Below are 24037 nucleotides of genomic sequence, written 5' to 3'. Positions count from 1 at the left end.
TCAGGGCCGGCAGTCGTAAACGCTCCACGCGCCGGCGCAAGGGTTTTGCGCTGAAAAGTAGAGACGACGCTTCGACGGTGCAAATACCGAACAGGAAATCGTGCTGGAATCTCCGTCCTGACCGTGCCGGCAGAGCGCCTCTTCGCCGTGCTCGCCGTGACCACCCATCAGTGCGGCGATGTCAGCCAGTTGCGGCGGCTCCATGCGCGCGCCAAGCCATGTCATGAGGCGCGCATAGCGCCCCCGGGTGCTTGTCGCCATGGGATCGGAGCCGACTGGAAACCAGAACGGCGCGCAAGCGGGATCGACGAAGTGGTTGGTCTTCACGACAAAAGGCACCCTCCGATCCACCGCCTGCGCGTTGTGCCCCAGCTCGACGGCTGCGGTTCTGCCCGCCGTATCGGCAAGCACGATGCACCCACCGCCTGCGTGCGGCAGCGACGCGATGACGCCAAGAGCGTCCTCCACATCGGCGCAGGCCCACAACAAACGGGTCATCAGGAAGTAGCGCAGCAAGCCTGGGCCATGGTCCCGTGTGGAGACATGGGTATCGACGATCGCGAGGCCCTTTGCGTTCATGCCGCTGGAGAATGCGCCTGGACTACCCAGGCTCCCCACACACAACACGGCGTCTTCATTCCGTGCGGGGTCGCGATGCAGGAAAACTCGTTGGAGCGCCACATGCTCGCCCCGGTAGTCACGGTTCTTGACAAGGACAGGGTCGGCCTGGCCCGGCATGCCCCAGGCCCATGCCGAACAGCCATCCTGCGCAAAGTCGCGGAGGAGCCCGAGGTGGAGATAAGTGAGAAGCTCGGAATAACCGATCTCGAATCCATCGGCTATCCCCCGCGTCTCAGCGGCGGCATCTGGATCGAGACCTTCCAGATTAGCCTCCTGACGATCGAGGAATTCCCTGACGTCCCCGCGCGTCAGCAAGGGAGCGGCTTGCGCCAGGCGCAGGGCGACGGCCTCACGCACCGCCTCCGCGAGGGGGGGGCCGCACGCGGCCTGCGCCCGTCCCCGCGCATAGGCATCCCCAGAAAGGAGCATGGGCGTTCCTGTCTCAAGCAGCATGCTGCATCTCCAGAAGGTGGCAAGCCGCGAGGCCATCACGGCCGTGTTCACGCAGAACGGGCACCTCGCGGCGGCAAATTTCCATCGCGAAGGGACAACGCGTGTGGAACTTGCAGCCGGACGGTGGCGACAGGGGTGACGGCAGATCGCCGGTCAGCTTCACCCGCTCCCGCCGACTGCCGGCGTCGATCCGCGGCACGGCGGATAGCAGTGCTTTCGTATAGGGGTGCTGTGGGGCGCGGAGCAGTGCTCGCGCCGGCCCGATCTCGACGATATCGCCGAGATACATGACGGCTACGCGATCGCTGACATGGCCAATCACCCCAATATCGTGGGAGATGAACAGATAGGTCAGGCCTAGCTCGCGCTTCAAAGTGCCGAGGAGTGCAATGATCTGCGCCTGCACGGATACGTCGAGCGCCGAGACCGGCTCGTCGCAGACCACGAAGCTCGGATTGAGGATGAGCGCTCGGGCGATGCCGATGCGCTGCCGCTGCCCACCGGAAAACTGATGCGGATAGCGGCCGAGATGCGCGCTCTTGAGGCCGACGTTCTCCAGCATCGCGACCACACGGTCACGCAGCTCGCCGCGCTTCGCTACCCCGTGCAAGGCGAGCGGCAGGCCGACGATCTGCTCCACCGACTTGCGTGTGTTCAAGGAGGCGTAAGGATCCTGGAAAATGATCTGCATACGCCGTCGCAGCGCCGCCATCTCCCCCTGCGGAAGCCGAGTGATGTCGGTTCCATCGAAGACGATGCTGCCGGACGTCGGCTCGTGCAGACGAAGAACCGTGCGGGCGAGCGTGGACTTGCCGCATCCGGATTCACCGATGAGGCCGAGCGTTTCGCCCGGCTGAACGGAGAAGCTGACATGGTCGACAGCGCGCAGCTCGCGCGGCGGCTCGCGCATCATCCGCTGGAGAATGCCATTGTTAAGGTGGTAGACCTTCTCCACGTTGCGAACGTCAAGCAACGGCTGCTGTCCCTGATATGTCATGGCAGATCCTCCCCGGCACGGATGCAGCGCGCCTCATGCGCGACACCCACGGGCAGCATCGGGATGTCATGCCGGCACTCCGGCCGGTGAAACTCACAGCGATCATGGAAGCGGCAGGTGCCGCCGAGACCGATCAGTTCCGGAACCCGCCCCTCGATCGGCTTGATGGGCGCGTCGAGATCCGACAGGCGCGGAATAAGGCCAATCAGGCCACGGGTATAGGGATGCCGGGGATGCGTGATCAAATCCCGCGTTGGGCCCGTCTCCACGATCTGACCCGCATACATCACCGCGACCCGATCGGTATGCTCGGCCACCACCCCGAGATCGTGCGTTATCAGAACGACGCTCATGCCGAGCTCGCGGCGAAGATCGCTGATCAGGTCCAGCACCTGCGCCTGGATGGTGACGTCGAGCGCTGTTGTCGGCTCGTCCGCGATCAGAAGTTTCGGACGGCAGGCGAGCGCGATGGCGATCATGATACGCTGGCGCATGCCCCCGGAGAACTGATGCGGATAGTCGTCCATCCGGCTTTCCGCGGCGGGAATGCCGACCAGCCGCAACATCTCGATGGCGCGTTCGCGCGCGGCCCGCCGGCGCCCCCGCCGCGGGAGATCCGCAGCATGGGCTATGAGCACCTCGCAGATCTGCTCGGCAACGGTCAATGCCGGATTCAGGGCGGTCAGGGCGTCCTGCATGGTCATCGCGATGTCACGCCCGCGCAGGCCGCGCCACCCGTTGGCGTCGAGTGTTCTCAGGTCAGTGCCGTCGAAGTGGATCGATCCCTCGGCAATCCGCCCAGGTGGGCGAATGAGGCCGATCACGCTGGCGAAGGTCACGCTTTTGCCGGAACCGCTTTCTCCGACGATCCCGAGGCATTCGCCCGGCTGAACGTCGAGATCGACGCCGTCGACGGCCGTGACGAGCCCGGCGCGCGTCGGGAAGCAGGTTTTCAGGCCACGGATCGAGAGCAGCGGCGCCGGCCTGTCAGTCGCTGAACTTCGGGTCAAAAGCATCACGAAGGCCTTGGCTGGCAATATTGATGGACAGAACAAGCGCGAGAATGGCGAGCCCCGGAAAGGTGCTGACCCACCAGGCGTCAAGGACGAAGGCACGGCCATCGGCCACCATCGAACCCCACGATGCCGTTGGCGGCTGCACGCCGATGCCGAGGAAGGATAGGCTCGCCTCGAGAATGATGACATGCGCCATGCGGATGGTGGACACCACGATGACCGGTGATAGGATGTTGGGCAGGATCTCGCGGAACATGATGTAGCGGCGCGGCGCTCCAACAGCCCGTGCCGCCTCGACATATTCCATCTCGCGGGCAGCCAGAACCTCGCCACGGACCACGCGCGCCGGCACCACCCATTCCTTCAGGACGAGCGCCAGAATGATGTTCTGCAGGCCTGGCCCCATCATCGCCATCAAGGCGATCGCGAAGATGAGATAGGGAAAGCCGAGAAGGATATCGATGATCCGCGAGATAAGGATATCGACCCAGCCACGGAGATAGCCGGCGGCGAGACCGAGGATGATGCCGATCACCGTGGCGATCATGACGACAGCAAGGCCGATGGTGATCGAGACGCGCGCCCCGTAGATGATGCGGGACAGTATATCGCGACCGAGACCGTCGCAGCCGAGGATGAAGCTCCATTCGCCGCCTTCCATCCACGCCGGCGGCTGTAGGCGCCGGAACAGATCCGTCTCGTAGGGATCATGGGGCGCGATGAAAGGCGCAGAAATGGCGAGAAGCACGAAGAGAAGGACGATCCCCATTGCGGCGGCGGAGAACCGGTCCGCCAAGAAGCGCCTGAGGCTCTGCCCTGTCGGGCTTTCAAAGCGCTCCCGGACGATCGTCCCGTCGTTTGGCACCGCGGTCATAATTTTACTCGCGGATTGAGGACCGTATAAAGAATATCCGCGACGAAATTCAAAAGAACATAAGTCACGGCGTAGAACAGGACGGCGGCCTGCACCAGCGGATAGTTACGGACGAAGATGCTCTCGACGACGAGCCGTCCCAGCCCCGGCCAACCGAAAACCGTCTCCACCACCATGTTGCCGCCGAGGAGCGAGCCCGTCTCGATGGCCGCCACCGTGACCGTCGGCACAAGCGCGTTCTTCAGCGCGTGCCGCCAGAGGATGCGCCTTCGTGACAAGCCCTTGGCTTCGGCGAAGGTGATGTAGTCCGACCGCAGAACCTCGATCATCGCTGTGCGTTGCACGCGTGTCAGGACTGCCGCCATTGGCAGCGCGAGCGTGAAGGCAGGCAGGATGAGATGCGACAGGGCGTTGGAGAAGCAGTCAGGTCTGCCGCGCAGCAAGCTGTCGATGGTTAAGAGGTAAGTGATGGGCGGCACCTCACAGGCAAAATCCATGCGGCCGGCGACGGGAAGGATCTTGAGATGGACTGCGAAGAGAATGATGAGAATGATCCCGAACCAGAAGCCCGGTAGTGAAATTCCAAATAGCGAGCCGACGGCCGCCATTCGATCGATCAGGCTGTTCTTCTTGATCGCCGCGATTACACCGAGAGGAATAGCGATTATCAGCGACAGGAGGAGTGCCGCCAACGTGAGCTCGATGGTGGCCGGCAAGCGTTCGGCAATCACGTCGAACACCGGCCGGCGATGGAAGAAGCTCAGGCCGAAATTGCCGGTGAGCGCGTTGCCAAGAAAGACACCGAACCTTTCCAGCGCCGGCCGATCGAGCCCCATGTCATGGCGCATGGTCTCAACCTGCTGAGGCGTCGCCTGCTGATCGGCCAGCATGATCTCCACGGGATCTCCCGGGGTCAGCATCATCATCACGAAGACGATGACGCTGACGCCGAGAAGAACCGGGACAAGCTGGAGCGTACGCCCCAGGAGCGCCAGTGGCTTCATCGCGCGCTCTCCATCAGCCCACCCTCGCGACCGCAGCTCATTTCACGCAGGCGTCGTGCAGGTTGATACGGCTGTCGGCGCTCGGCTCCCACCCCGTGACGCGTTTCGACACACCGTAGATGTCCTGCGGCAGCCACAGGAAAATCCAGGGCGCATCCTTGTTCACGAGGACCTGAGCTTTCTTGTAGAGATCGGCGCGCTTGGTCTGGTCGAGTTCCACATTGGCCGCATCGAGCAGAGCGTCGACTTCCTTGTTCGAATAGAAGGCCGTGTTGCCACGATCGCCTGTCCGCAATGTCGGAACGAAGATATCTGCCGGGTCCAGGGAGCCATTGCCCCAGGAGTTGAAGTACATATCACCCTTCTTCTCGCCAGCGGGGGCCCATTTCGCGCGGATGGTAGAGCCCTCACCCACTGCAACCTTGGTGCGTATTCCCACCTTCGTCAGCATGGCGGCGACGGCTTCGGCCATGTCCTTGTAAGCCCCCTCGGTATCGAGAGTGACATCGAGGCCGTTGGGATAGCCAGCCTCGGCTAGGAGCGCCTTGCCGGCCTCGACATCGAAGGCGTATTCCGGCAGATCGGGATTGAAGCCGAAAGCATCCGGACTGAGCACCCCGTTGAGCGGAACCGCGGTCCCGAGCAGGATCTTGTCGATGATCAAAGCCTTGTTGACGGCCATATTGGCGGCGCGGCGAACACGGGGATCGTCGAAAGGCTTCTTGGCGTTGTTCAGCGCGACGAAGAAGGACCGCGTGCCGTTGACCTTCATCACCTTGGTATTAGCGTTGGCCTCCACCTTCTTCATGTCATAAGGGGGCAGCTCGGCGATGATGTCGGCTTCGCCCGCGAGAAGAGCCGCCACACGCGACGCGTTCTCAGGAATAATACGGAAGATGACGCGGTCGACGCAGGCCTTGCCGACGGGCGCGATATCGGGCGAGCCGCCGTAGTAGTCCTCGAAACGCTCGAGAATGATGGCGTCACCCTTGCGCCATTCCACCAGCTTGAACGGACCGTTGCCGTTGGTCTGGGTGGCCAGTCCCTGCGAGCCGACCTTCTCGGTGAACGCCTTGCTCACGACCTCCTGCACCGGCAGCATCGCCGGCAGGATCGGCCAGGGCTCCTTCAGCTTGAAACGCACCGTATTGTCGTCGACCTTTGTGATCGACTCGACCGGCCCGACCAGATCCTTGCGAGGGCTCGTTTGCCCGCCCATCGCGCCATCCTTCGTCAGCCGCTCGAAGGTGAAGACAATGTCGTCCGCCGTCATGGCCGAGCCATCGTGGAATTTGACGCCTTGGCGGATGCGGAAGTCGTAGGTGAGCGGATCGACCTGCGTCCAGGACTCGGCCAGTTCCGGCACAACCTTCATCTTGGCATCACGTGTCAGCAGACCATCATAGATGTTGCGAAGAATGGTCTCGGTCTGCCGGTTGCGGTGGTTTGCCGGATCGAGGGTCAATGCATCGAGCGTGAACCCCACGCGCAGTTCGCTCGCATTCGTCGATCCGTATGGTAGCGAGAGCAGGATCGCAATCGCTGCGGCGGCGGAAATCCTATGCAACATGTACCCCTCCATGCCGTGTTGTGCTCTTGGCGGACTTATGGCACGAGAGATGGCAAGAAGCGTACCAGCAACTCAACAATCGTTCAAGTATCTGACATTTATAGAGAATTGACGGGCGCTCTCCAGCTCGGCAAGGCGCGGCGCGTGAAAATCCCGCATTGCGTGTTTGGCTCACACGCGCCCGCTAAGATAAACGATCGCGGCTAGCCGATTGGCAGCGGCCTCTCCAATGACTGCTGGGGACTCATAGGAAGGGAATGACAGTCAGCACGCACATCTTCGGAAGCCCGTCACCGGAGCAATGACTCACGAGCGGAGCTCGCGAGCGACGTCGCCATTCCCGGCTTCGTGTTGGAGGAATCATGAAATCAGAAATGTGCCATGGTCTTAACGAGCGGTGTCTGTCATCACGAGCATTGAAAGCGCACGTTCTGGATTCCGGGCGAGAAGCCACAACCTGCTTCTGGGTGAAGACAGAGTTCCGGCTGCTTCACTGCGGCATCTGCTCGCGCTAGCCGATGCGCCGCGCGGTGAACGCAATGGCGAGGTAAGCGCAGCCGGCAAACAGCAGCGAGATTCCGGCGATCGTGCCTGGCGTATAAACGCTTGTGTAAGGGAATTTCAAAAGCAACGCGGCGCTCGCCAGCAAAGCAATAAGCCCGGAGGTAAGCAACCATCCCCAGCCGGCTTGTGGCCGAAGCCGGAAGGCCAGGATCAGCTGAGAAACGCCCTGTACCAGGAACACGATGGCGATGAGCGCGGTGATGGCAATCGCGCCGGCGAGCGGGTTGAGATAGATGAGCACGCCGCCGATGAACTGGATCACGCCGATCAACAGGTGCCAGATGAAGCCAACCCAGCCTTTGACCTGGAAGGACTGTATGATCTGCACGATGCCAACGCAGGCTAGGACGAGACCCAGGACGAGGCTCGCCGCGATGGTCGACATCACGGGTAGCATAATGGCAAGCGCACCCCCGGCCACCAAGAGCAGGCCCAGGCACAGGAACCAAACCCATTTTGCGCGAATACCTTCGCCAAGTTCGCGCGACTGAATTCCTTTGGCGTATCCGCTTGTCATGCCCGTCCCTCTGTCTCGCGACGACTGCCGTCAGCGCAAGGATAGTTCGCGGGGCCCGTCTGATCAATTAGATCAAACGGCCCCCGGGGCCAGATGAACTTATTAAACTTATGGGGCGGCGCCGTCGGAACCCGGCGCGCCGCCTAGGAATTGCCGAGAGCCGGCTATCGCCTTATGGCGCGACCGATCGCGATCAGAATGCAAGCACCGATGAACCCTGCGATCAGGTATCCGAGCCATCCACCCAACGCAACACCAACGAGACCAAGGAGAAAATTGGCAAGAACGGCACCAACGATACCGAGGATGATGTTGCCAATCAGGCCCATCTGACTTTTCATGAACTGTTCGGCGAGCCAGCCGGCAATGCCGCCTATGATGATGGCCGCGATCCAGCCTACAGTTGCGGCTTCGTTTTCCATCAATCGTCCTCCTGTCATCCGAAGCTTGGCAGTTTCGGCAATACGGTAATGCGCCGATCGGCCCATTGTTCCAGAAGACCCTTCTCTCAAAAGGTCCCATTGTTCCGGACCATAAAGACCGGGAGGGCGTGAAATCGCACCTGCACCATCCGTGCGACGCACAATAGCCCTTCGGGAAAGACCTCCGGGCGACAGCAGGCACGGCCGAGCGAGGGAGCGGAACCTCACGGTTCAAGCTGCGTTTTGACCGAACATTCCAGAAGCCTGATATGTGGCGGGAATCAAGCGAAATAGCGGTAATAGTTAATTATTCATCGCCGTTTGGAACAGTTTTAATTGCTGACTGTTCTTCTGTTGCTCTAGATATTTCAGGAGGATTAGAGCCATGAGGAAATTTGCATTGGCCGCTATGCTCGTGGTCGTCCCAACCCTGGCATTGGCTCAGAATCCACAAGGCGCGCAAGGCGGAGCAGCCGGTGGCGCTGCAGCGGGCGCGGTTGGCGGCGCGGTCGTCGGCGGGCCTGTGGGCGCGGTTGTCGGCGGCGTTGGCGGTGCATTGGTCGGCGGCCTAATCGGCGATAATACGCCTCGTTTCAGGCAGTATGTCGTCGAACAGCAGATCCCATCATATACATACAGTGAAGAAGTCCGTGTTGGAACGGTCTTGCCCGAAGCGGGCGTCGTTTATCGCGAAGTACCTCCGGAATACGGAGTGAAGGGCTACCGTTACACGGTCATCAACAACCAACCGGTTCTCGTAGAGCCACAAACGCGCCGCGTGATCCAAGTCATCGAATAACCCTCCATGCGCGCCCCGCTGGTTTCCAGCGGGGCGCAGCGCGTTTGCATCTTGGTGTGCTGGCGCCCAGCCGGCCACAAAATTGCGATTTCAGAGGAGTAATACGCGCGCTTTGCCATTCTCGGATCGGAGCCTTACACTAGCCAATGACCGCGCCCCAGATCTGTCCTCGGCCACCCAACGGACAAGCTAAGGTATTTGACTGAACCGCTGCTCCACAAAAAAGTCCGGCGAAGGAGCAGTTGCCATCCAGCGAGGGCTGGCGCGTTACGGCGCCCGGCGGACATTCCCGTTCGCGAGCGGCCTACAGAAGCGAGATATCAGCCCCCTGCTCAAGATTGCCACATCAGCGCAGTCTCGCTTTTTCGATCGACGTCGATCAGCCGCCCGCCTGATGGCGCTTCAGGATTCTTGCGCGCAACTGCGTACCTGCTGGCAAGGCCAGCATGAAAGCGCCATCGATTTCCGCCTGTTGGTCTTTGTAAACGAGCGCGCCTAAGTTGAGAGCATCCCGCAACAGGAAGCCGAACACCAGATAGTCAGTTCTTTCACTTCTGTAACTACTGACGCGGTCGACCCATGACCTGAGCGGGATCTCGTCCCAGAAGTCTGTAACACCAACATTGAGCAACTCATATCCGCCGAGAGAGTATGATAAAATTACAGCTGGCGATCGTCTTGCAGGACAGATCTTGCTCGTGACTGGATTATACATGTCTGACAGCTGGACGTAGGTGTGTTCTGCTGGCACTCCTCTCACGATGCAATACGTGCCCCCCGCCTCGACGTGCACCCTCTCTGCCAAGGCCGCCCGAACCACCCATGAGAACGGCGACAAGCCGTGCACCAGCAGAAATGCACCAGTCGCGGGGCCGGCTGCGCCGGGCAGGAACGCTCGCCAAGGAAGCCGTTCAGGCGGATTGGTCTCTTCCGGATTGAGGTAACTGGCGGACCAGCGAGACTTGACAATGGCCATGTGACCGGTGTCCGGCGGATGGTTGCCATTAAAGGCGGGACGTCGCTGCAGGGGCACTTGCACTCCATTCGAACGATTTGTCGAAGAAGGCTAGCTCACGCGTATATCAACGTCCTCGCAGCACGCGCAATTTTTCTCTCTCAACAACCCACGGCTGCCAAAGCACAATGGGAATGCTTCCAAAGTTTCGAACACGGCCCGTCACCATCGATCGGAAAATGAGTGCCAGACCGCTCCCTGTCTGTTGCACGTCAAGCGAGCCCTCCGCCGAGCGTCTGCCACTACTAGGGCCTTTCGCTCCCTCGCCCCCTGCTCGACATCCTTATTTTGGAATGGGCTGGCGTCCGCCGCCTGTCCTTCCGTTCTGCCCGGACGAGCCATTCATGGGATGAATGCGAGATCCAAGGATTACGCGAGGCCAACAGCCGCAAATCAGGACCCACCGGCCAAATCTTTCCCAACTTGAGGATGGGTGGCGAGGTGAGCACGGCTGATACGAGCCGGGGCTTAACACCACCGACAGGGCTTATCGGCCAAGAGCTCCGAGCCTCGCTTGCAGCGGAGCGCGCTATCACATACAAAAACTCCGCTGCGTTGAGCCCTTTCCGAAATATCAGCCATGACGCGCCTTGCAACAAGTTTGTCTCTGCGCGCTATTCTCATCCAGAACAGCATACGAGATATTTGATATCTTAATTAATATATTGCATCGGATAATATATGTATATTGATATTCGTGTTCCTGAAAGCGTTTCGACCGTCACCGTTCGCGCCATTGACCCACCGGATTTCGATCTATATGAGGTGCTGGCGGATTTCGACGACGCATGGGTCAGTGCCACCTTTGGCCTTCCTCACGTGCAACATATCAATGATATCGTGTTGTTGGCTGATCTAATCGACGGCTTCAGCTATGTCGAGGCAGTCGAACGTCAGATCGCGATTCCTGCTTCTGAGGATATAGTCGTGGACACACTTTGCATGTCAGCGCCGGAAGATGGCGCTTTCGGGCTATCGATCTGATTTTTCAGGCTGTTGAATGGAGCTCATTCGTGACAACCCACACGATACTTGACCACCTGAGATAGCGTTTCGGCGCGTCGATCGCCGCCGTGCGCCTCGCAACCGGGGCGTATCTGACTGGCCGACCGCCCGGCCGGCCAGCTTCCCCACCAATGACGGCGCGGAAATCCCGTATTTGATCACCCGGCTCTAGCAGGTCCGTGGACGTTCGATAGGCCCACGTTCCTTGGCTTTTGATTTTCGGCAACGGGCAGCCTAAGAGACGTTGGCGAATCCGGCTAAGGTCATTGTCATGGTTGCGTCGACCGATCCAGTAAGTAAGTTCGATCCCGCCCGAGCCGGGGAATATGAGCAGCAAAGCCGCGTTGCCCTCGCAGGTTACGACGCCTGCCACGAGCTCGTTTCCTGTGTAATCGCCGCCGCCCTCGGGAGCGGCGTTGAGGCGCAAATCCTTGTCGCAGGAGCCGGTGGAGGTGCAAAGGAGATCCTGAACGCCGCGACATTGGAGCCGCAATGGCGCTTTACGGCGGTTGACCCGTCCCAGCCGATGATGGACATCGCCATCGAGCGCCTTAAGCAACACGGGATCCTCCATAGGACGAAGATCGTTCTTGGAACTGTCGAGGACCTTCCCGCCAGCGAGCATTTCGACGCTGCCACCCTGATCGGGGTGCTGCACCATCTTCCTGGTGACGAGGCGAAAATCGCTATACTGCGCTCCATATCCCAGCGCCTCAGGCCCGGAGCCCCCTTTGTGCTCGCAGGCAATCACTATGCTTATGCGAGCCAGCCACTGCTCCTTGCCGCCTGGGGCGAGCGTTGGCGACAACAGGGCGCAAAGGCCGAGGAAGTGGAGGCGAAGCGCGCCAGAATTCTTCAGGGAGCCGACCCACCCCATTCCGAGGAAGCCGTCGCTGCCTTGCTCCGCGTAGCAGGTTTCGAGCCTCCCTTGCGCTTCTTCTCCAGCTTGTTTTGGGGTGCCTGGGTTGCACGGAGGCGAGCAGACTGACGCGCGATCGCAGAGCCCACCCCTAAAACCGCCTAGTCTTCAGGTGGTGCGAACGCAGCCCCTGGCGTGATAACAGCGCAGACGCCATCCGTTGTCTCCGCTTACACAGCGCCAGCGGCCGTTACCGCTCTCGTCCTGATGAGCTCGGAAGACCGTCAGTGCCGATGAAGGCAACAAGACCGATCGCCGGCGCGACATATCAGAGCGCCTGGTTCGAAAGCCAACGAGGCACCCAAAGCCACAGCCACCAGAACAACGGCACGGCAGCGACGAGCCATAGCGCCACAATAGCGATCATGCCGCCGTAGCTCGTGTGCTTGCTTTGCTCGGCAGCGACAGCCCTGTATTCGGCCATTAACGGCGCCGGGATGAGCTTGATGACCAGAAGGATGCCTAGCGGCACGATGATGAGATCATCCAGATAGCCAAGCACTGGGATGAAATCCGGAATGAGATCTATCGGGCTAAGTGCATAGGCCGCAACCGCGCCGGCAGCGACCTTCGCGTACCACGGCGTACGGCTGTCCCGGGACGCGATCCAAAGCGCGAGCACGTCCTGCTTAATGATGCGGGCCCAGAGTTTCGCTCGCACGATCAGCATGGTTGATCTTCCGCAGATTCGTTCAGCAGTGCACTCAGGATAGCAAATTGGTCCTGGCAGGTCGCTGGCTTCCCATAACGGCTCAAAGCCTTTGGTGCGATGAGCCGTGATCGTTGCGCACAAGCTGTCGGACCACCCGTGCGGATGGGCTGCGATGTGTGCCGCCAATCCGGGAAATATCGCTTGGCTCGTCTCGCGGAGCGCTCCGGTCCGAAATCCCACTCGACCAACTCGCGAAAGAGCCTTCCATTGATTGTCCGCGTCGTCGGATGGGAGCCATGAAGCGCAGCCGGTACAATGGGAGCCATGCTCTGCCTACCTCATCGATCTCCACAAACCGCCCGGGCCCCCTGACGTTCCCGCTGGGATGACGCAGTTGCGCGCCGTCAATGGGAGCCTGGCGGAGAATGGATAGCGTCGGAAGAAGCCTGGGCGCCTGCAGGACGTCACTAATTGTCCAGTGGGGAGCCGAGCGCTAAGGGTTGGGAGCCCGTATCGTTATCGGTGGTTTAGCAGATCGAGGCCAATAATACTTCCACGAGTAGAAATCGCTAGGGGATTGCCAAAATCTTGCGTCCCAAGGAGCATAATCGGGCAATCCGTTCCGCCAAAATTGAACACTCTTCTGCACTTGCGGGTCATGCCGATTTCTGTAAATCCATCGCAACTCAGAGCCCGTGATTGACCTATGCTTCCCACCCAATTCATCTACGTAATCTTCTCCATGTTTCTTTTTTATAACAGCCTTGAGATTCATTTGATCAAGAAAAAAATGCACCGCCGCACTTGATTCACCACGCGTATACCAGTACAAGCCAAATTTCGATTTCTTTCTCCATCGAATAAAATCGGGATAACTTAGATCAGTAGCCTTACGATATTTTTCATGCTCCAAAATTCCAGCGACGAATTCAGAATTGTCACTTGGTGTAAACCTTGTTTTCTTCTCTCCATTGATGAGATACCGCTTTATGTTTAGTAGCTGCTGGTCCAAATCGGGCGAAATGATATGGCCGTACGTTTTCAATTTACATATCGTAAATGTTCCCAAACCGAAGAAGATATCTCCTGGATTAAAGCCTTGTTTAAATGGTGGCTCGAATGGCATTGCAAAACCTTCAGCGATAAAGAAGTAGTATTTTACTAATATTCATTTCTCCGAAGAGAACTGCTATTCGGTACGTTAGGCGCCCCATCTTTTCAAGGTTTTTCAGCATAAGGTTTTAGATATTGCAATTACTCCCGCCCACTTACCGGAACAGCGTGCAGGCGATATCCCGAAGGGCAAGGCTGGCATAGTCCGGTCCTCAGGGTTCTGGCGCGATAATCATCCGTCCGCACTCTGCATTACTTCCTCGCGTGCCATAGCCAACGCGACGTCACGCTGCCCAAATAGTGGACAGACTGACGAAGGGCCGCTCGATGCGCCGCGTGTGATCAGTCCAAATGAGGCAACTTCCCGCTATGGCGGGCGCCTTCTGGGGCCGCTTCATCGACATAGGCTTGTCGGATGCGTGTGGTCACATGGCAACCATGAAGCGCAGCCGGTACAATGGCGAGCCCTGCTTCGCCTGTCTCACCGATCTCCACAAGCCGCCTGGCCCGCCTGACGTGCCCGCGGGGATGGTTAAGCTGCGGGTTGCGTACGGCGGGCTGGCTGACGGTGAGTAGAACGAACCATGAAACAGTGTGGGTGCTTTTATGGGTGTTTAGTGCGCCCACAAGCGCCCATTGGCCGCTTTTGTTCGCCTTTGACTAGCTAGTCAATGTCCACAGGAAATCAAATATGCCCCTGATTTTATCGAGGCTTTTGGTCGGAGCGGCGGGATTTGAACCCACGACCCCTAGTCCCCCAGACTAGTGCGCTAACCGGACTGCGCTACGCTCCGACGCCTCGACGGCGCTGATGACGTAGGATTTTTCGGGGCGGAGCGCAAGCCCGAATTCGTATGTCCACAGATCGTAGCGGACAGACGATCGGAATTTGGTAGGGAAAAGGCCGGGCCGGGTCCCCAATTCGGTTCGACAAACGGCAATAACATGTCGCCGGGACGACGCTCCTGATCTCAACACCTTCGCCACGATGAAAGATAGGAGACCTGAACCGCCGCCAATTCACGCGGCGAACGGAGTGCGTCAAGGCGTGCGGGCCCCGATCGCGCCGGGTGCCGGCGGATCTCACGGCAATCGCTCGCCTCGATCTGCGCGGGAAGCCGTGATGTTATCCATCTGCAGCGACGCGAGCGGTTCCAGGCTCTTTGAACATAAAGTCACGCACGATCGGCACCGCATCGCGCTTCCGGGACAACAGCAGTTGGAACACCATGTTGGAGCCATTGAGGAAGCCGAGCTCCACGGCGCAGAGATAGAATTCCCACATCCGGCAGAAGCGCTCGTCATAGAGGGACGCTGCGTCGCCCCGGCGCGCTTCGAAGCGCTCGCGCCAATGTTTGATGGTGTAATAGTAGTGGAGACGCAGCACTTCCATGTCCGCAACCCACATTCCGACCCGCTCCGTGGCCGCGAACACCTCCGACAAGGCCGGCACATAGCCACCTGGGAAGATATATTTGCGAATAAATGGGCCGGTGGTGCCGGGCGGTGTCATGCGCCCGATGCAATGAACGAACGCATAGCCATCCTCGCCGAGGAGCGACCCGATCTTGCTGAAATAGTCGTCGAAATGGCCGATGCCGACATGTTCCATCATCCCGACGGAAACGACGCGGTCGAAACGCCCCTCCAGCGCCCGGTAGTCCAGTTCGCGGAAATCGATCAGGTCCGCGACGCCGGCGGTCTCTGCACGCTCGCGCGCGATGCGCAGTTGCTCGGGCGATACGTTGATCGCTGTGACGCGCGCACCGCTCTTCGCCAGTTCAATCGCTAAAGAGCCCCAACCCGAGCCGATCTCGGCCACCGTCATGCCCGGCTCGAGCTTAAGCTTTGTGGTGATACGCCTGAGCTTGTTTCTCTGTGCCTCCTCGAGGGTGTCCGTCTCCGGGTCTTCGAAGAAGGCACAGGAGTAGTTCAACCCCTCATCAAGGAAGAGGCGATAGAGATCGGTTGAAAGGTCGTAATGATGGCGTGCGTTGGCGGCTGCGACCTTCGCCGGATTGGCTTGCTGGCGCCGCTTCAAGCCACGCCACAGGGTTCGCATGAGCTTCTGCGATTGGTGGGCGCCGAGCCCAGCGCGGTTGATGGAAAACAGATAGAGGAAATCGTAGACTGTGGAGCCTTCACCGAAGGTGAGCGTGCCATCCATATAGGCTTCACCGGCGTGAAGCTCGGGGTTGAGAAAGAGCTTGGTATGAAGCGCTTTATCGTGGAGCTTGACATGAACGTCCGGCCCCGGCCCCTTGCCGCCGAAGACCTGCTGCCTCCCGTTCGCATCGGTCAGATGCATGGTCCCGTTGCGGATGAATTTGTTCAGAAGATTGGACAGCAGCAGCATCTTGCCTTCATTCCCGCGCATCTCGTGCTCGTCGGCAGTCTTGACGCCAAACCAATCACTTGCAAGCGTTCTCGACATCGTTCAATGGAGAAGCTGGTTTTCGGGAGGTGGCCGGATCTCTCGCGACTGCGAACACTCTGGAAATCGACTTTGCCTTATTCCAAACCTCGAGTTGCGAATATTACAGTTTTCGCGCCACGCGGCGAAATGCTTCCGGGCAGAGAGGTGGTTTTCAGTGAGTAAACGCCGTATCGTCGTCACCGGTCTGGGGCTTGTGTCGCCGCTCGGCTGCGGCGTGGAGCGCGTGTGGAGCAGGCTGATCGCCGGTCAGTCCGGCATCCGGCGGCTGCCCGATTCGATGGTTTACGACGTCGCCGCCAAGATTGGAGGGCGGGTGCCGACGACGGCGGAGGACCCAAAGGCGGGTCATGATCCTGATCATGTGGTCGCCCCGAAGGACCAGAAGCGGATGGATCCCTTCATCCTCTTCGCGCTGAGCGCTGCCGAGGAGGCGATCGATCAGGCGGGGTGGCGTCCCGCCAGCGAGCGCGAGCGCGAACGCACCGCGACCATCATCGCCTCCGGCATCGGCGGCTTCACGACGATGAGCGAGGCGATGATCACGGTGCAGACCAAGGGCCCGCGGCGGTTATCGCCCTTTACCGTCCCCTCTTTCCTGGTCAATCTGGCGGCGGGCCAGATCTCCATCCGGCATGGTTTCCGGGGCCCCATCGGCGCGCCGGTGACGGCCTGCGCCGCGAGCGTCCAGGCCATTGGTGACGGCGCACGGCTCATCGCGAATGGTGAAGCAGACGTCGCCGTCTGCGGGGGCGCCGAATCCTGCATAGAGCGGGTTAGCCTCGGCAGTTTCGCCGCCGCCCATGCCCTTTCGACCCATTTCAACGATGAGCCTGAACGGGCCTCGCGGCCCTTCGATATCCAACGGGACGGCTTCGTCATGGGCGAAGGCGCCGGCATGCTGGTCATCGAGGCGATGGACCATGCGCTGGCCCGTGGTGCAAGGCCCCTGGCCGAACTCGCAGGCTATGGCACGAGTTCGGACGGCTTTCACATGGCGGCGGCCCCGGCCGACGGCGAAGGTGTGCAACGCGCGATGCGGCTCGCGATTGCCGCGGCTGGTATCGACCCTGCGGAGATCGGCTATATCAATGCCCACGCGACCTCGACGCCGATGGGGGATGCCGCAGAGCTTACCGCGATAAGCCGCATCTTCGGCTCCAGTCCCGTTTCCATCTCCTCGACCAAGTCGGCGACTGGCCATCTGCTGGGAGCGGCAGGCGCCGTCGAGGCAATCTTCAGCATCCTGGCGCTGCGCAATTCCATCCTGCCCCCGACGCTCAATCTCGAGCACAGGGACCCCCTTTCCCGCGATCTCGACCTGATCGGACCGCAGGCGCGCGCGAAGACCATCAACTATGCGCTCTCCAACGGCTTCGGCTTTGGCGGCGTGAATGCATCCGTCATCTTCGGCGGCATCTGAAGCGCCGCGCGGAACGATCGATATCGAACGCAGGCCGATCTCTCACAGGTTTCCTCCGCCTGGAGATAGATGATGGATGGATCGTGGTGGAACGCGCCGGTCGAGGCAGCCGGCACGTCCCGCTCGCCCGCGTTTACCTCATGGATGGGAGCTGCAGGGCGGCCCGACACAGGAGGACGTCCAATCCTGCGGCAAGGAACAGGAACAAGTCGACACATAGCGGCTCGGCGGAACGATTGCCAGCACAGATGCCTGAAACCATAGGGCGCGTCATCAAGCGGCCGCTACAATCGGTAACGGTATGCGGCGTCTTCAGGGCGAATGACGCTCAATCGTCGCGGACCACCTCCTTGAAGTTCACCATGGGGATAGGTGAGCTCCCAGAGACGTCCGTCGGACGGATCTCGGAACAAGAGAGCCCATCCGCCGTCGCTAACCGCGATCTCGGTGAGGTATTCCTTCGTGAGATAAGAAATCCGTCGCTCTACGGCGCGGTTATCCCTGTTGGCAAATTCGGCGGTGATGAGCAGCTCATCTGATCCTATTCGATCGACCGGCCTATTGTGGCCTTTGACATCAGCTTCTCCCAACGACCTGAAAAGGCTCGACATTTGCTCCTGAGCCCGGTGCGCCAGCCGGTAGAGGTCCGGATCGCTTACAATGGCGCAATTTCGAGTAAGGCTTGCAATTGCATCAGCAAAACGCGACGCGGCGTGCAGCACCTCTTGAAAGTAAGGCGACCCCGGTTGGCCATCTGCTGAGAGTTCAGCTTCGGTTATTCCATGTTGCTTGGCTAAATGTTCCAACTGCCGGAGGCGTGTAAACTCGATTGCAAGGTCCGAATCAGCCATGGTTTCTGTCCGTGATATTCCTGACCTCCGGGAAGCTAAGCCTTGCTGAGACCAGTGCGCGCCCCCTGGCGCTTGCCGAACGAATGTTAACGGCATCGATTAGCGCGTGCGCACAGAATCTGTCTCAGATCACGCCGGCTGCAATATTCACGCCCATGGCAAGAATGGCAGTGTTGAACAGGAATGACAGGATCGTGTGGCAGAGGACGAGGCGGCGGATCCGGCGGGATTCGATCACGACATCCGACGTCTGAGCGGCCGCACCGAGGTTCGCGGCAAAATACATGAAGTCCCAATAGTCCGGCTGGAAATTCTCGCCCTTTTCGGAGGAGGGGAAGCGGATGCCGGGGTGGTGTTTCTCCCGCGCGTAGTACTCATGGGCGTAGTGCAGCGCGAAGCTGACATGGACGATCAGCCAGGAGAACAGGATGGTCACCGTCGCCAGCGCGATGTGGAGATTGCGGATTGCCAGCGGGAGATTTCCGACATTGCTGAACTCCACGACGATGGCCACGAGGCTCATGACACTGGCGAAGATCGTGAACATCAGAATGGCGATGGCGCCATCGTCCTCGACGGCTGCACGGCGACGCATCACGGCGACATCCGCGGTATAGGCCATGTGGGCGACTAGGCAGAGATAGACGAGCGCGCCGGCATCCCAGGCCATCAAAAGCCGGGATGAGGTCGGAAGCGAGTGCGGCAGGACGGCCGCCAAGCCGATGATGATGGCCAGAAAGATGATGATCCGCGGCCGCGCCCGCAGACTGTTGAGGATGGACATCGGAGGAATACCCGGCATCTAGAAGCGAGACCTGGAAAGTTCTTTGGGGGTGTCAGCAGCGACGCGCGCAATTCCCCGACAGAGGAGCTCGCTTCATCCGCGTAATCGATACCAGACGATGATCCCGGCGGCAGCGAGTGCGACTATGAGGATCAGCGTCAGGATCAGGGCAGACTGGTCGAGCCAGGCGACGGTGGGAACCGCGAGGCCCATGACGATGCCATTGGCACACATCTGCCAGGAGCCGATATGCACGCCTGCAACGAAGGTGCTGAGCGCGAGGATCAGGAGGATGATGAGGCCCGTCGAATCGATGTTGGCGATCGCCTGAACGCTCGGAAGGAACACGAGGTACATCGCCAGCAGGAATGCGCCCCAATGCAGCACTTGGGTCCAGATCAGCCGCCAGCGGCTGCGGGCGTCGGGCGCTCCTGGCCAGCCGACGGTGATGCAGACGATCGCGATTATGACCGCCATGCATTGCCAATAGAACGGAATGGGGTGACGGGTAAGGCTGACATAGCCCACGCCGCAGGCGGTCAGGACGAGAATTGCCAGATAAGGCAATTCGCGTGTCCAGAACCCCGACTGCGGCGAGTGCGGCCTGGCGGAGGCATCTCGGGAGCTCTCGAAACTGGAGTTTTCAAAATTGGCCATGGCTAGGTCTACTCCCACTTCCAGATGCACGTCTTGCCGCTTCGCGTGCGGAAACCGTCCGTCCAGCGGGCGGATGACGCCGGCTTCCAGCCGCCTTCCTACCGCTCGCCCAAACGTCGCCGCTCCATCGCAGCCACTCACAGCCTCTAGATTATCGGGCGCGCAGGTGCCACAGCAATCATGGCGAGCAGCGTAAATTACCTGCGCGGCGTCCCCTTTGAATCTTACGAAGAATTCATAGTTTTGAGAGGGTGCTGTAAGGGGCGGTTTGTCATTGTCTGTTGCGAAGAGGGGGCGCGATGACCGCGTCCTGCGCACGGGAGCCTAGGGGGATGGGGCTTTTGTGTGAGCGTGACTGGAAAGACGATGATGATGGACAAGAATTTGCAGAGCCCTGCCGCGTCTCGGACGGATCGCCAGGCTGGCGTGTCGGCGCCCCGGTCGAACCGGCGCAAGTCTTTGTTGCTGGGGGCGGTGGCACTGGCGGCCCTGGGCACGGCGGGCGTGCTGCAGGGGATGGTTGCCCCGCCTTATGGTCCGGCCTATGCGCAGCAGATCGCGCCGGCGCCAGCGGTGACGGTGCCCGGTCAGGCCTCCTTCGCCGATCTCGTCGACCGGGTGAAGCCGGCTGTGGTGTCGGTTCAGGTGAAGGTGGCGATCGACAACGTCCGCGATGAGGGCGGCATGCAGCGCTTCGGCGGCCAGCCGGATGACGGCGAGTTCGGCATGCCCGGCATGGGTCCGGGTGGCCCTGGCAACCCCTTCGAGCAGTTCTTCCGCCGCTTCGGTGGCGAGGGCGGGCCGCGCGGCGGCCAGCGCCAGCAGCCGCGCCGCTTCGGCGAGGCGCAGGGGTCGGGCTTCTTCATCAGCCAGGACGGCTATGTCGTCACCAACAACCATGTGGTCGAGAAGGGCTCGGAGATCCAGGTGAAGATGGATGACGGGCGCAGTCTCACGGCCAAGGTCATCGGCACCGACCCGAAGACGGATCTGGCGCTTCTGAAGGTCGATGAGGCCGGCCCGTTCCCCTATGTGCCGCTGGCGGGCGTGGCCCCGCGGGTCGGCGACTGGGTGGTGGCGGTCGGCAATCCCTTCGGGCTTGGCGGCACGGTGACGGCGGGCATCGTCTCGGCGCGAGGCCGTGACATCGGAGCCGGCCCCTATGACGACTTCATCCAGGTCGATGCGCCGATCAACAAGGGCAATTCCGGCGGCCCGACCTTCAACCTGTCCGGCCAGGTGGTGGGCGTGAACACGGCGATCGCCTCGCCATCGGGTGGCAATGTGGGCATCGCCTTCGCCATTCCGTCGGAGACGGTGCAGTCGGTGGTGCAGCAGCTGAAGGACAAGGGCGCGGTGAGCCGCGGCTATATCGGCGTGCAGATCCAGCCGGTGACGGCGGATATCGCGGCGGGCCTTGGGCTCGACAAGGCGGAAGGGGCGATCGTGGCGCGCGTCGAGGACAATGGTCCGGCGGCCAAGGCCGGCCTGAAGGCGGGCGATGCGATCGTGGCGCTCGATGGCAAGGCGGTCAGCGACGCGCGTGCCCTGTCGCGGGAGATCGCCGGCCATGCGCCGGGCTCCAAGCTCGACCTGACGGTGTGGCGCGACGGCAAGACGCAGAAGATCGCGCTGACGCTGGCGACGATGCCGGGTGAGAAGACGGCGGCGCTGAGCGAGGAGCAGGGCGCCGGCCAGGGCAAGCTCGGGCTGCAGCTGGCACCTGCGGCCAGCGTCGGCGGCGCCGGCCAGGAGGGCGTGGTGGTGATGGGCGTTCAGCCCGGCTCGCCTGCCGAGGAGCGTGGCCTGAAGACCGGCGACGTCATCGTCGAGGCCTCCGGCCGCAAGGTCGAGCGTCCGGCCGACATCACCAAGGTGATCGCCGACGTCAAGAAGGAAGGCCGCAAGGCTGTCCTCTTCCGCCTGAAGACCGACGACGGCTCGCGCTTCGTCGCCCTGCCGGTGGCGTAAGGCCCGACAACCAGGACATTGGGGGGAGGACGGCGCGCCGCGCAAGCGGCGCATCGGCCCCCCCCTCAAGCCTCGGAGAGCCAGGACCCCTGCCGGGGATCGTGACCGCGTACCCGGCTCTCCAAAACGCGGCAGGCCGGACACCATCATCCCGCCTGCCGCTCTTCTTGTAAGGGCGAGGCGCGAGCATCCCCTTCGCCCGGATGAATGCAGAAGCTAGGCTTCGCCTATAGCTCCGATGATTTCGATCAATTCGATTGGCCCGCCGGGCTGATCATCATCGAAAACAGCCACCACAAGACGCCCTGTGCGCCAGGCCATCGTGTCAAGATTGGTTCGCCCGCGATAGTGCTTGGGTCCGTCCTTATGGGGCGTGTGGCCGTGGATGACATGAAAATCACCGTGCCCATCCTCCACATCCGGAGCGTAGCGCATCCATATCAAAGCCTGCGGATCCTGCGCCTCCAGCGGTAAAGTCGCATCGACGCCGGCATGGACATAAATCCTGTACCGATCTCGATACAGGGTTCTGAGCGCCCCAAGCCACGCGACATGGTGTGGCGGGACGGCGCCGTCCGCCTCCCCGCCCCCTTTCCGGCTATAGGACTGCAGCGTCTCGCGGCCCCCATTGTCGAGCCATCGCTGCTCGGGAGCGGTGCGCGTCAATGCGCCGAGCATCATCTCCTCATGATTGCCTTTGAGGCAGATCCAGGTCCAGCCCACGGGCGGGCCAGCGATCAAGCGCGCAATGATTTGCCTGCTCTGCGGGCCGCGATCGACATAATCGCCGGTGAAGACAACGATGCCTCCAGCAGGTGCGCGCTCCTCTACCGCGGCGAGAGCGGCCTCGAGGAGGTCAAAGCGCCCATGCAGATCAGCGATGACAAAGGTTTTGCCCATGGTACCCACGTCTGCCACGCTCAATCCCATCGATTCAGCGGGCCATGACACGGTCCCCTAAAGCATTTGGCCGCGGGTTGGAATCACCCGCGGCAAATAGCTCTCGATCAACGGGAAGCAGCAAAGCGACAGAAGCCGTCGTTCGGATGTGCCCCGGCCGACGGCAGAGCCCGCTATGGCCATGTCCGACCGGGGCTTATCGATCGTCGAACGGGACCGTCGCGGCACGCTCCAGGTGTTGCTGCGGCAATCCCCGGAGCAAGGGCAGCACACAATCATCCACTATCCGATGACCATCCCGTGCCAGAAGATCACTCACATGAGCGATAGCGTCCTCCACGGTATCGCATGTGGACCAAACATGGGCGATACTCTGTACCAAAATGGGATCGCCAACATGGGACACAACGGTCAGGCTCGCTTCCAGCTCGATTTCCAGGCTCTCTCCATCAGCGTGGACGCGCGGATATTTTCTCATTCCCCCAATCTCCCCAACTATTTAGCGCCACACATAAACTTCCCTGCCCCGAGAGGCGGTGCGCTATCGCATAGCCCGCACAGCAAGAACTGTACAAAGCGGCGCGCAGGGATCACTGAACCCATTGGGCACACGACAGCACGGTCCTAGAGTGGAAGAGCCTTGCGCTCATTTCCCGTGGCAGGAATGCAAAATCCCTGATGGCCTCACGGGCAAAGAGGCCAGAGGTAGAGCGCTTCAGGAGCATTCGCCCGCATTCGGCACCGCACGGTGCGCTCCGACGACAAAGCTGGGACCGAACTTATCGGGGCCATTGCGCTCCGAAATGGTACAGTCAGATAGGCAGATTCGGCCTACAACCTACGCTACTTTACCGCCAATGGCACATATCGAGACAATTATATTCTCATATGGGATAGGCGCATCGCACGCGCATCGTCAGCGTGCAAGATCCGGCAGAATCTGCAGCGGCGGCGCGAGCGGCAGGGCCTGAGGCGCCTGGGAGACCCGCGGCCGCACAGGGCGCCCTGCAGGTTGCACGGCGGCGTCCGAGGCCTCTACAGCCGCGTCGCCGACAGAGCCCGAAAAGGGGTCGAAGTCCCGCATATCCCGCGCTTCTCGGGTTGGTTCAGGACCCGCAGCCGAACGGCTGAGGCATCCGCTACAGATTCCCATCACAGCCCGGCGCGCGGCCTGGTTGCGACGCTCCATTTTCTCGTCCAGCGCCTTCAACGCTGCGTCGGCCTTGGCGTGAAAGGCCTTTTGCTCGGCCGTCTCTGTCTCGGCAGCGCCCTTATCAGATGGAGACGGTGCCAGCGGCGCGGCCCACACAGGCGCAACACCGATCGCCAGGATCGTCACTACAGCGGCATTGAACAAGCAACGCTTCAACATGGCTCTCTCGCAAAACCGCCAGCGGCGGTGAAACAATCAGCGCCAGCGCGCCCTATGAAAAAAGGGCCCAAGCGGCAGCGACTATCGGAACGTCCGATGCCCCT

General features: G+C 60.8%; 24 protein-coding genes and 1 tRNA gene. 6 read left to right on the top strand and 19 right to left on the bottom strand.

What is annotated here, in order from left to right; translation table 11 throughout:
• The 8 genes from KIO76_RS17785 to KIO76_RS17750 form a co-directional block, all read right to left on the bottom strand.
• Positions 1-1074: a C45 family autoproteolytic acyltransferase/hydrolase gene (locus KIO76_RS17785; protein ID WP_213324482.1), complete on the bottom strand. Its 1074-nt coding sequence runs from the start codon at positions 1072-1074 to the stop codon at positions 1-3.
• Positions 1064-2071 (bottom strand): ABC transporter ATP-binding protein, encoded by a 1008-nt coding sequence (locus KIO76_RS17780; protein WP_213324481.1) that lies wholly within the window; start codon positions 2069-2071, stop codon positions 1064-1066. Before KIO76_RS17780 ends, KIO76_RS17785 begins: the two co-directional genes overlap by 11 nt.
• Positions 2068-3087: an ABC transporter ATP-binding protein gene (locus KIO76_RS17775; RefSeq protein ID WP_213324480.1), complete on the bottom strand. Its 1020-nt coding sequence runs from the start codon at positions 3085-3087 to the stop codon at positions 2068-2070. Before KIO76_RS17775 ends, KIO76_RS17780 begins: the two co-directional genes overlap by 4 nt.
• Positions 3059-3961, bottom strand: coding sequence for an ABC transporter permease (locus tag KIO76_RS17770; protein WP_213324479.1), 903 nt, complete (start codon positions 3959-3961; stop codon positions 3059-3061). The genes KIO76_RS17775 and KIO76_RS17770 overlap by 29 nt, the downstream gene beginning before the upstream one ends.
• A complete protein-coding gene (locus KIO76_RS17765) occupies positions 3958-4965 on the bottom strand; it encodes an ABC transporter permease (RefSeq protein WP_213324478.1) in 1008 nt (335 codons plus the stop codon). The genes KIO76_RS17770 and KIO76_RS17765 overlap by 4 nt, the downstream gene beginning before the upstream one ends.
• A gap of 37 nt (positions 4966-5002) precedes the next feature.
• Entirely contained in the window at positions 5003-6535 is a 1533-nt protein-coding gene (locus KIO76_RS17760; protein ID WP_213324477.1) for an ABC transporter substrate-binding protein, read from the bottom strand.
• 511 nt (positions 6536-7046) lie between these two features.
• The gene (locus KIO76_RS17755; protein ID WP_213324476.1) at positions 7047-7616 is read right to left on the bottom strand and encodes an HdeD family acid-resistance protein; all 570 of its coding nucleotides are present in this window, start codon (positions 7614-7616) and stop codon (positions 7047-7049) included.
• A gap of 164 nt (positions 7617-7780) precedes the next feature.
• Complete coding sequence (locus KIO76_RS17750; protein WP_213324475.1) at positions 7781-8038, bottom strand: GlsB/YeaQ/YmgE family stress response membrane protein; 258 nt, start codon at positions 8036-8038, stop codon at positions 7781-7783.
• 385 nt (positions 8039-8423) lie between these two features.
• Here KIO76_RS17750 and KIO76_RS17745 point away from each other — a divergent pair, with 385 nt between their 5' ends.
• Entirely contained in the window at positions 8424-8837 is a 414-nt protein-coding gene (locus KIO76_RS17745; RefSeq protein ID WP_213324474.1) for a DUF1236 domain-containing protein, read from the top strand.
• Between the two features lie 379 nt (positions 8838-9216).
• On the opposite strand, the gene KIO76_RS17740 is transcribed toward KIO76_RS17745, so the two are convergent.
• Positions 9217-9813: a hypothetical protein gene (locus KIO76_RS17740; protein ID WP_213324473.1), complete on the bottom strand. Its 597-nt coding sequence runs from the start codon at positions 9811-9813 to the stop codon at positions 9217-9219.
• 720 nt (positions 9814-10533) lie between these two features.
• On the opposite strand from KIO76_RS17740, the gene KIO76_RS17735 reads away from it, so the two are divergent.
• Both KIO76_RS17735 and KIO76_RS17730 read left to right on the top strand, forming a co-directional pair.
• Positions 10534-10836, top strand: a complete 303-nt coding sequence (locus KIO76_RS17735) for a hypothetical protein (RefSeq protein ID WP_213324472.1) — start codon at positions 10534-10536, stop codon at positions 10834-10836.
• A 265-nt stretch (positions 10837-11101) separates the two neighbouring features.
• Positions 11102-11845 carry a class I SAM-dependent methyltransferase gene (locus KIO76_RS17730; protein WP_349629397.1) on the top strand — a complete coding sequence of 248 codons (744 nt, stop codon included), beginning with the start codon at positions 11102-11104 and terminating at the stop codon, positions 11843-11845.
• 199 nt (positions 11846-12044) lie between these two features.
• Here the strand turns inward: KIO76_RS17730 and KIO76_RS17725 are convergent, their stop codons facing one another.
• On the bottom strand, positions 12045-12446 hold the full coding sequence (locus tag KIO76_RS17725) for a YkvA family protein (RefSeq protein WP_213324471.1): 402 nt from the start codon (positions 12444-12446) through the stop codon (positions 12045-12047).
• Positions 12447-12921: 475 nt separating this feature from the next.
• Positions 12922-13554, bottom strand: coding sequence for a hypothetical protein (locus tag KIO76_RS17720; protein ID WP_213324470.1), 633 nt, complete (start codon positions 13552-13554; stop codon positions 12922-12924).
• A 338-nt stretch (positions 13555-13892) separates the two neighbouring features.
• Here KIO76_RS17720 and KIO76_RS17715 point away from each other — a divergent pair, with 338 nt between their 5' ends.
• Positions 13893-14117: a hypothetical protein gene (locus KIO76_RS17715; protein ID WP_213324469.1), complete on the top strand. Its 225-nt coding sequence runs from the start codon at positions 13893-13895 to the stop codon at positions 14115-14117.
• Between the two features lie 140 nt (positions 14118-14257).
• Here the strand turns inward: KIO76_RS17715 and KIO76_RS17710 are convergent.
• Positions 14258-14335, bottom strand: a tRNA-Pro gene (locus tag KIO76_RS17710).
• A 332-nt stretch (positions 14336-14667) separates the two neighbouring features.
• A complete protein-coding gene (locus tag KIO76_RS17705; RefSeq protein ID WP_213325328.1) occupies positions 14668-15897 on the bottom strand; it encodes an SAM-dependent methyltransferase in 1230 nt (409 codons plus the stop codon).
• Positions 15898-16132: 235 nt separating this feature from the next.
• Here KIO76_RS17705 and fabF point away from each other — a divergent pair, with 235 nt between their 5' ends.
• Entirely contained in the window at positions 16133-17398 is a 1266-nt protein-coding gene (fabF, locus tag KIO76_RS17700) for a beta-ketoacyl-ACP synthase II (RefSeq protein WP_291975419.1), read from the top strand.
• 284 nt (positions 17399-17682) lie between these two features.
• Here fabF and KIO76_RS17695 read toward each other — a convergent pair whose 3' ends face one another.
• From KIO76_RS17695 to KIO76_RS17685, 3 genes are all read right to left on the bottom strand, one after another.
• Positions 17683-18249, bottom strand: a complete 567-nt coding sequence (locus KIO76_RS17695; RefSeq protein ID WP_213324467.1) for an Imm27 family immunity protein — start codon at positions 18247-18249, stop codon at positions 17683-17685.
• A gap of 124 nt (positions 18250-18373) precedes the next feature.
• Positions 18374-19033 (bottom strand): DUF1345 domain-containing protein, encoded by a 660-nt coding sequence (locus KIO76_RS17690; RefSeq protein ID WP_213324466.1) that lies wholly within the window; start codon positions 19031-19033, stop codon positions 18374-18376.
• Between the two features lie 93 nt (positions 19034-19126).
• Positions 19127-19690, bottom strand: coding sequence for a hypothetical protein (locus KIO76_RS17685; protein ID WP_213324465.1), 564 nt, complete (start codon positions 19688-19690; stop codon positions 19127-19129).
• A 369-nt stretch (positions 19691-20059) separates the two neighbouring features.
• Here KIO76_RS17685 and KIO76_RS17680 point away from each other — a divergent pair, with 369 nt between their 5' ends.
• Entirely contained in the window at positions 20060-21661 is a 1602-nt protein-coding gene (locus KIO76_RS17680; RefSeq protein ID WP_213325327.1) for a Do family serine endopeptidase, read from the top strand.
• 216 nt (positions 21662-21877) lie between these two features.
• On the opposite strand, the gene KIO76_RS17675 is transcribed toward KIO76_RS17680, so the two are convergent.
• From KIO76_RS17675 to KIO76_RS17665, 3 genes are all read right to left on the bottom strand, one after another.
• A complete protein-coding gene (locus KIO76_RS17675) occupies positions 21878-22579 on the bottom strand; it encodes a metallophosphoesterase (RefSeq protein ID WP_349629396.1) in 702 nt (233 codons plus the stop codon).
• A 178-nt stretch (positions 22580-22757) separates the two neighbouring features.
• Positions 22758-23039 carry a hypothetical protein gene (locus KIO76_RS17670; RefSeq protein WP_213324464.1) on the bottom strand — a complete coding sequence of 94 codons (282 nt, stop codon included), beginning with the start codon at positions 23037-23039 and terminating at the stop codon, positions 22758-22760.
• A gap of 438 nt (positions 23040-23477) precedes the next feature.
• Entirely contained in the window at positions 23478-23933 is a 456-nt protein-coding gene (locus KIO76_RS17665; protein ID WP_213324463.1) for a hypothetical protein, read from the bottom strand.
• Positions 23934-24037 lie beyond the last annotated feature (104 nt).

The organism is Chelatococcus sp. YT9, from assembly GCF_018398315.1.
In the GTDB taxonomy this organism is placed as follows: Bacteria; Pseudomonadota; Alphaproteobacteria; order Rhizobiales; family Beijerinckiaceae; genus Chelatococcus.
This window is presented reverse-complemented; position numbering and strand designations above follow the sequence as displayed.

Bases quoted from the DNA above. Each gene is read 5' to 3' on its own strand.
- KIO76_RS17745 (WP_213324474.1), top strand. From the start codon at position 8,424: ATGAGGAAATTTGCATTGGCCGCTATGCTCGTGGTCGTCCCAACCCTG.
- KIO76_RS17670 (WP_213324464.1), bottom strand. From the start codon at position 23,039: ATGAGAAAATATCCGCGCGTCCACGCTGATGGAGAGAGCCTGGAAATC.
- KIO76_RS17680 (WP_213325327.1), top strand. From the start codon at position 20,060: ATGATGGACAAGAATTTGCAGAGCCCTGCCGCGTCTCGGACGGATCGC.
- KIO76_RS17720 (WP_213324470.1), bottom strand. From the start codon at position 13,554: ATGCCATTCGAGCCACCATTTAAACAAGGCTTTAATCCAGGAGATATC.
- KIO76_RS17780 (WP_213324481.1), bottom strand. From the start codon at position 2,071: ATGACATATCAGGGACAGCAGCCGTTGCTTGACGTTCGCAACGTGGAG.
- KIO76_RS17725 (WP_213324471.1), bottom strand. From the start codon at position 12,446: ATGCTGATCGTGCGAGCGAAACTCTGGGCCCGCATCATTAAGCAGGAC.
- KIO76_RS17665 (WP_213324463.1), bottom strand. From the start codon at position 23,933: ATGTTGAAGCGTTGCTTGTTCAATGCCGCTGTAGTGACGATCCTGGCG.
- KIO76_RS17685 (WP_213324465.1), bottom strand. From the start codon at position 19,690: ATGGCCAATTTTGAAAACTCCAGTTTCGAGAGCTCCCGAGATGCCTCC.
- KIO76_RS17690 (WP_213324466.1), bottom strand. From the start codon at position 19,033: ATGTCCATCCTCAACAGTCTGCGGGCGCGGCCGCGGATCATCATCTTT.
- KIO76_RS17755 (WP_213324476.1), bottom strand. From the start codon at position 7,616: ATGACAAGCGGATACGCCAAAGGAATTCAGTCGCGCGAACTTGGCGAA.
- KIO76_RS17785 (WP_213324482.1), bottom strand. From the start codon at position 1,074: ATGCTGCTTGAGACAGGAACGCCCATGCTCCTTTCTGGGGATGCCTAT.
- KIO76_RS17765 (WP_213324478.1), bottom strand. From the start codon at position 4,965: ATGAAGCCACTGGCGCTCCTGGGGCGTACGCTCCAGCTTGTCCCGGTT.
- KIO76_RS17715 (WP_213324469.1), top strand. From the start codon at position 13,893: ATGAGGCAACTTCCCGCTATGGCGGGCGCCTTCTGGGGCCGCTTCATC.
- KIO76_RS17695 (WP_213324467.1), bottom strand. From the start codon at position 18,249: ATGGCTGATTCGGACCTTGCAATCGAGTTTACACGCCTCCGGCAGTTG.
- KIO76_RS17705 (WP_213325328.1), bottom strand. From the start codon at position 15,897: ATGCTGCTGCTGTCCAATCTTCTGAACAAATTCATCCGCAACGGGACC.
- KIO76_RS17740 (WP_213324473.1), bottom strand. From the start codon at position 9,813: ATGGCCATTGTCAAGTCTCGCTGGTCCGCCAGTTACCTCAATCCGGAA.
- KIO76_RS17775 (WP_213324480.1), bottom strand. From the start codon at position 3,087: ATGCTTTTGACCCGAAGTTCAGCGACTGACAGGCCGGCGCCGCTGCTC.
- KIO76_RS17760 (WP_213324477.1), bottom strand. From the start codon at position 6,535: ATGTTGCATAGGATTTCCGCCGCCGCAGCGATTGCGATCCTGCTCTCG.
- KIO76_RS17770 (WP_213324479.1), bottom strand. From the start codon at position 3,961: ATGACCGCGGTGCCAAACGACGGGACGATCGTCCGGGAGCGCTTTGAA.
- KIO76_RS17735 (WP_213324472.1), top strand. From the start codon at position 10,534: ATGTATATTGATATTCGTGTTCCTGAAAGCGTTTCGACCGTCACCGTT.
- KIO76_RS17750 (WP_213324475.1), bottom strand. From the start codon at position 8,038: ATGGAAAACGAAGCCGCAACTGTAGGCTGGATCGCGGCCATCATCATA.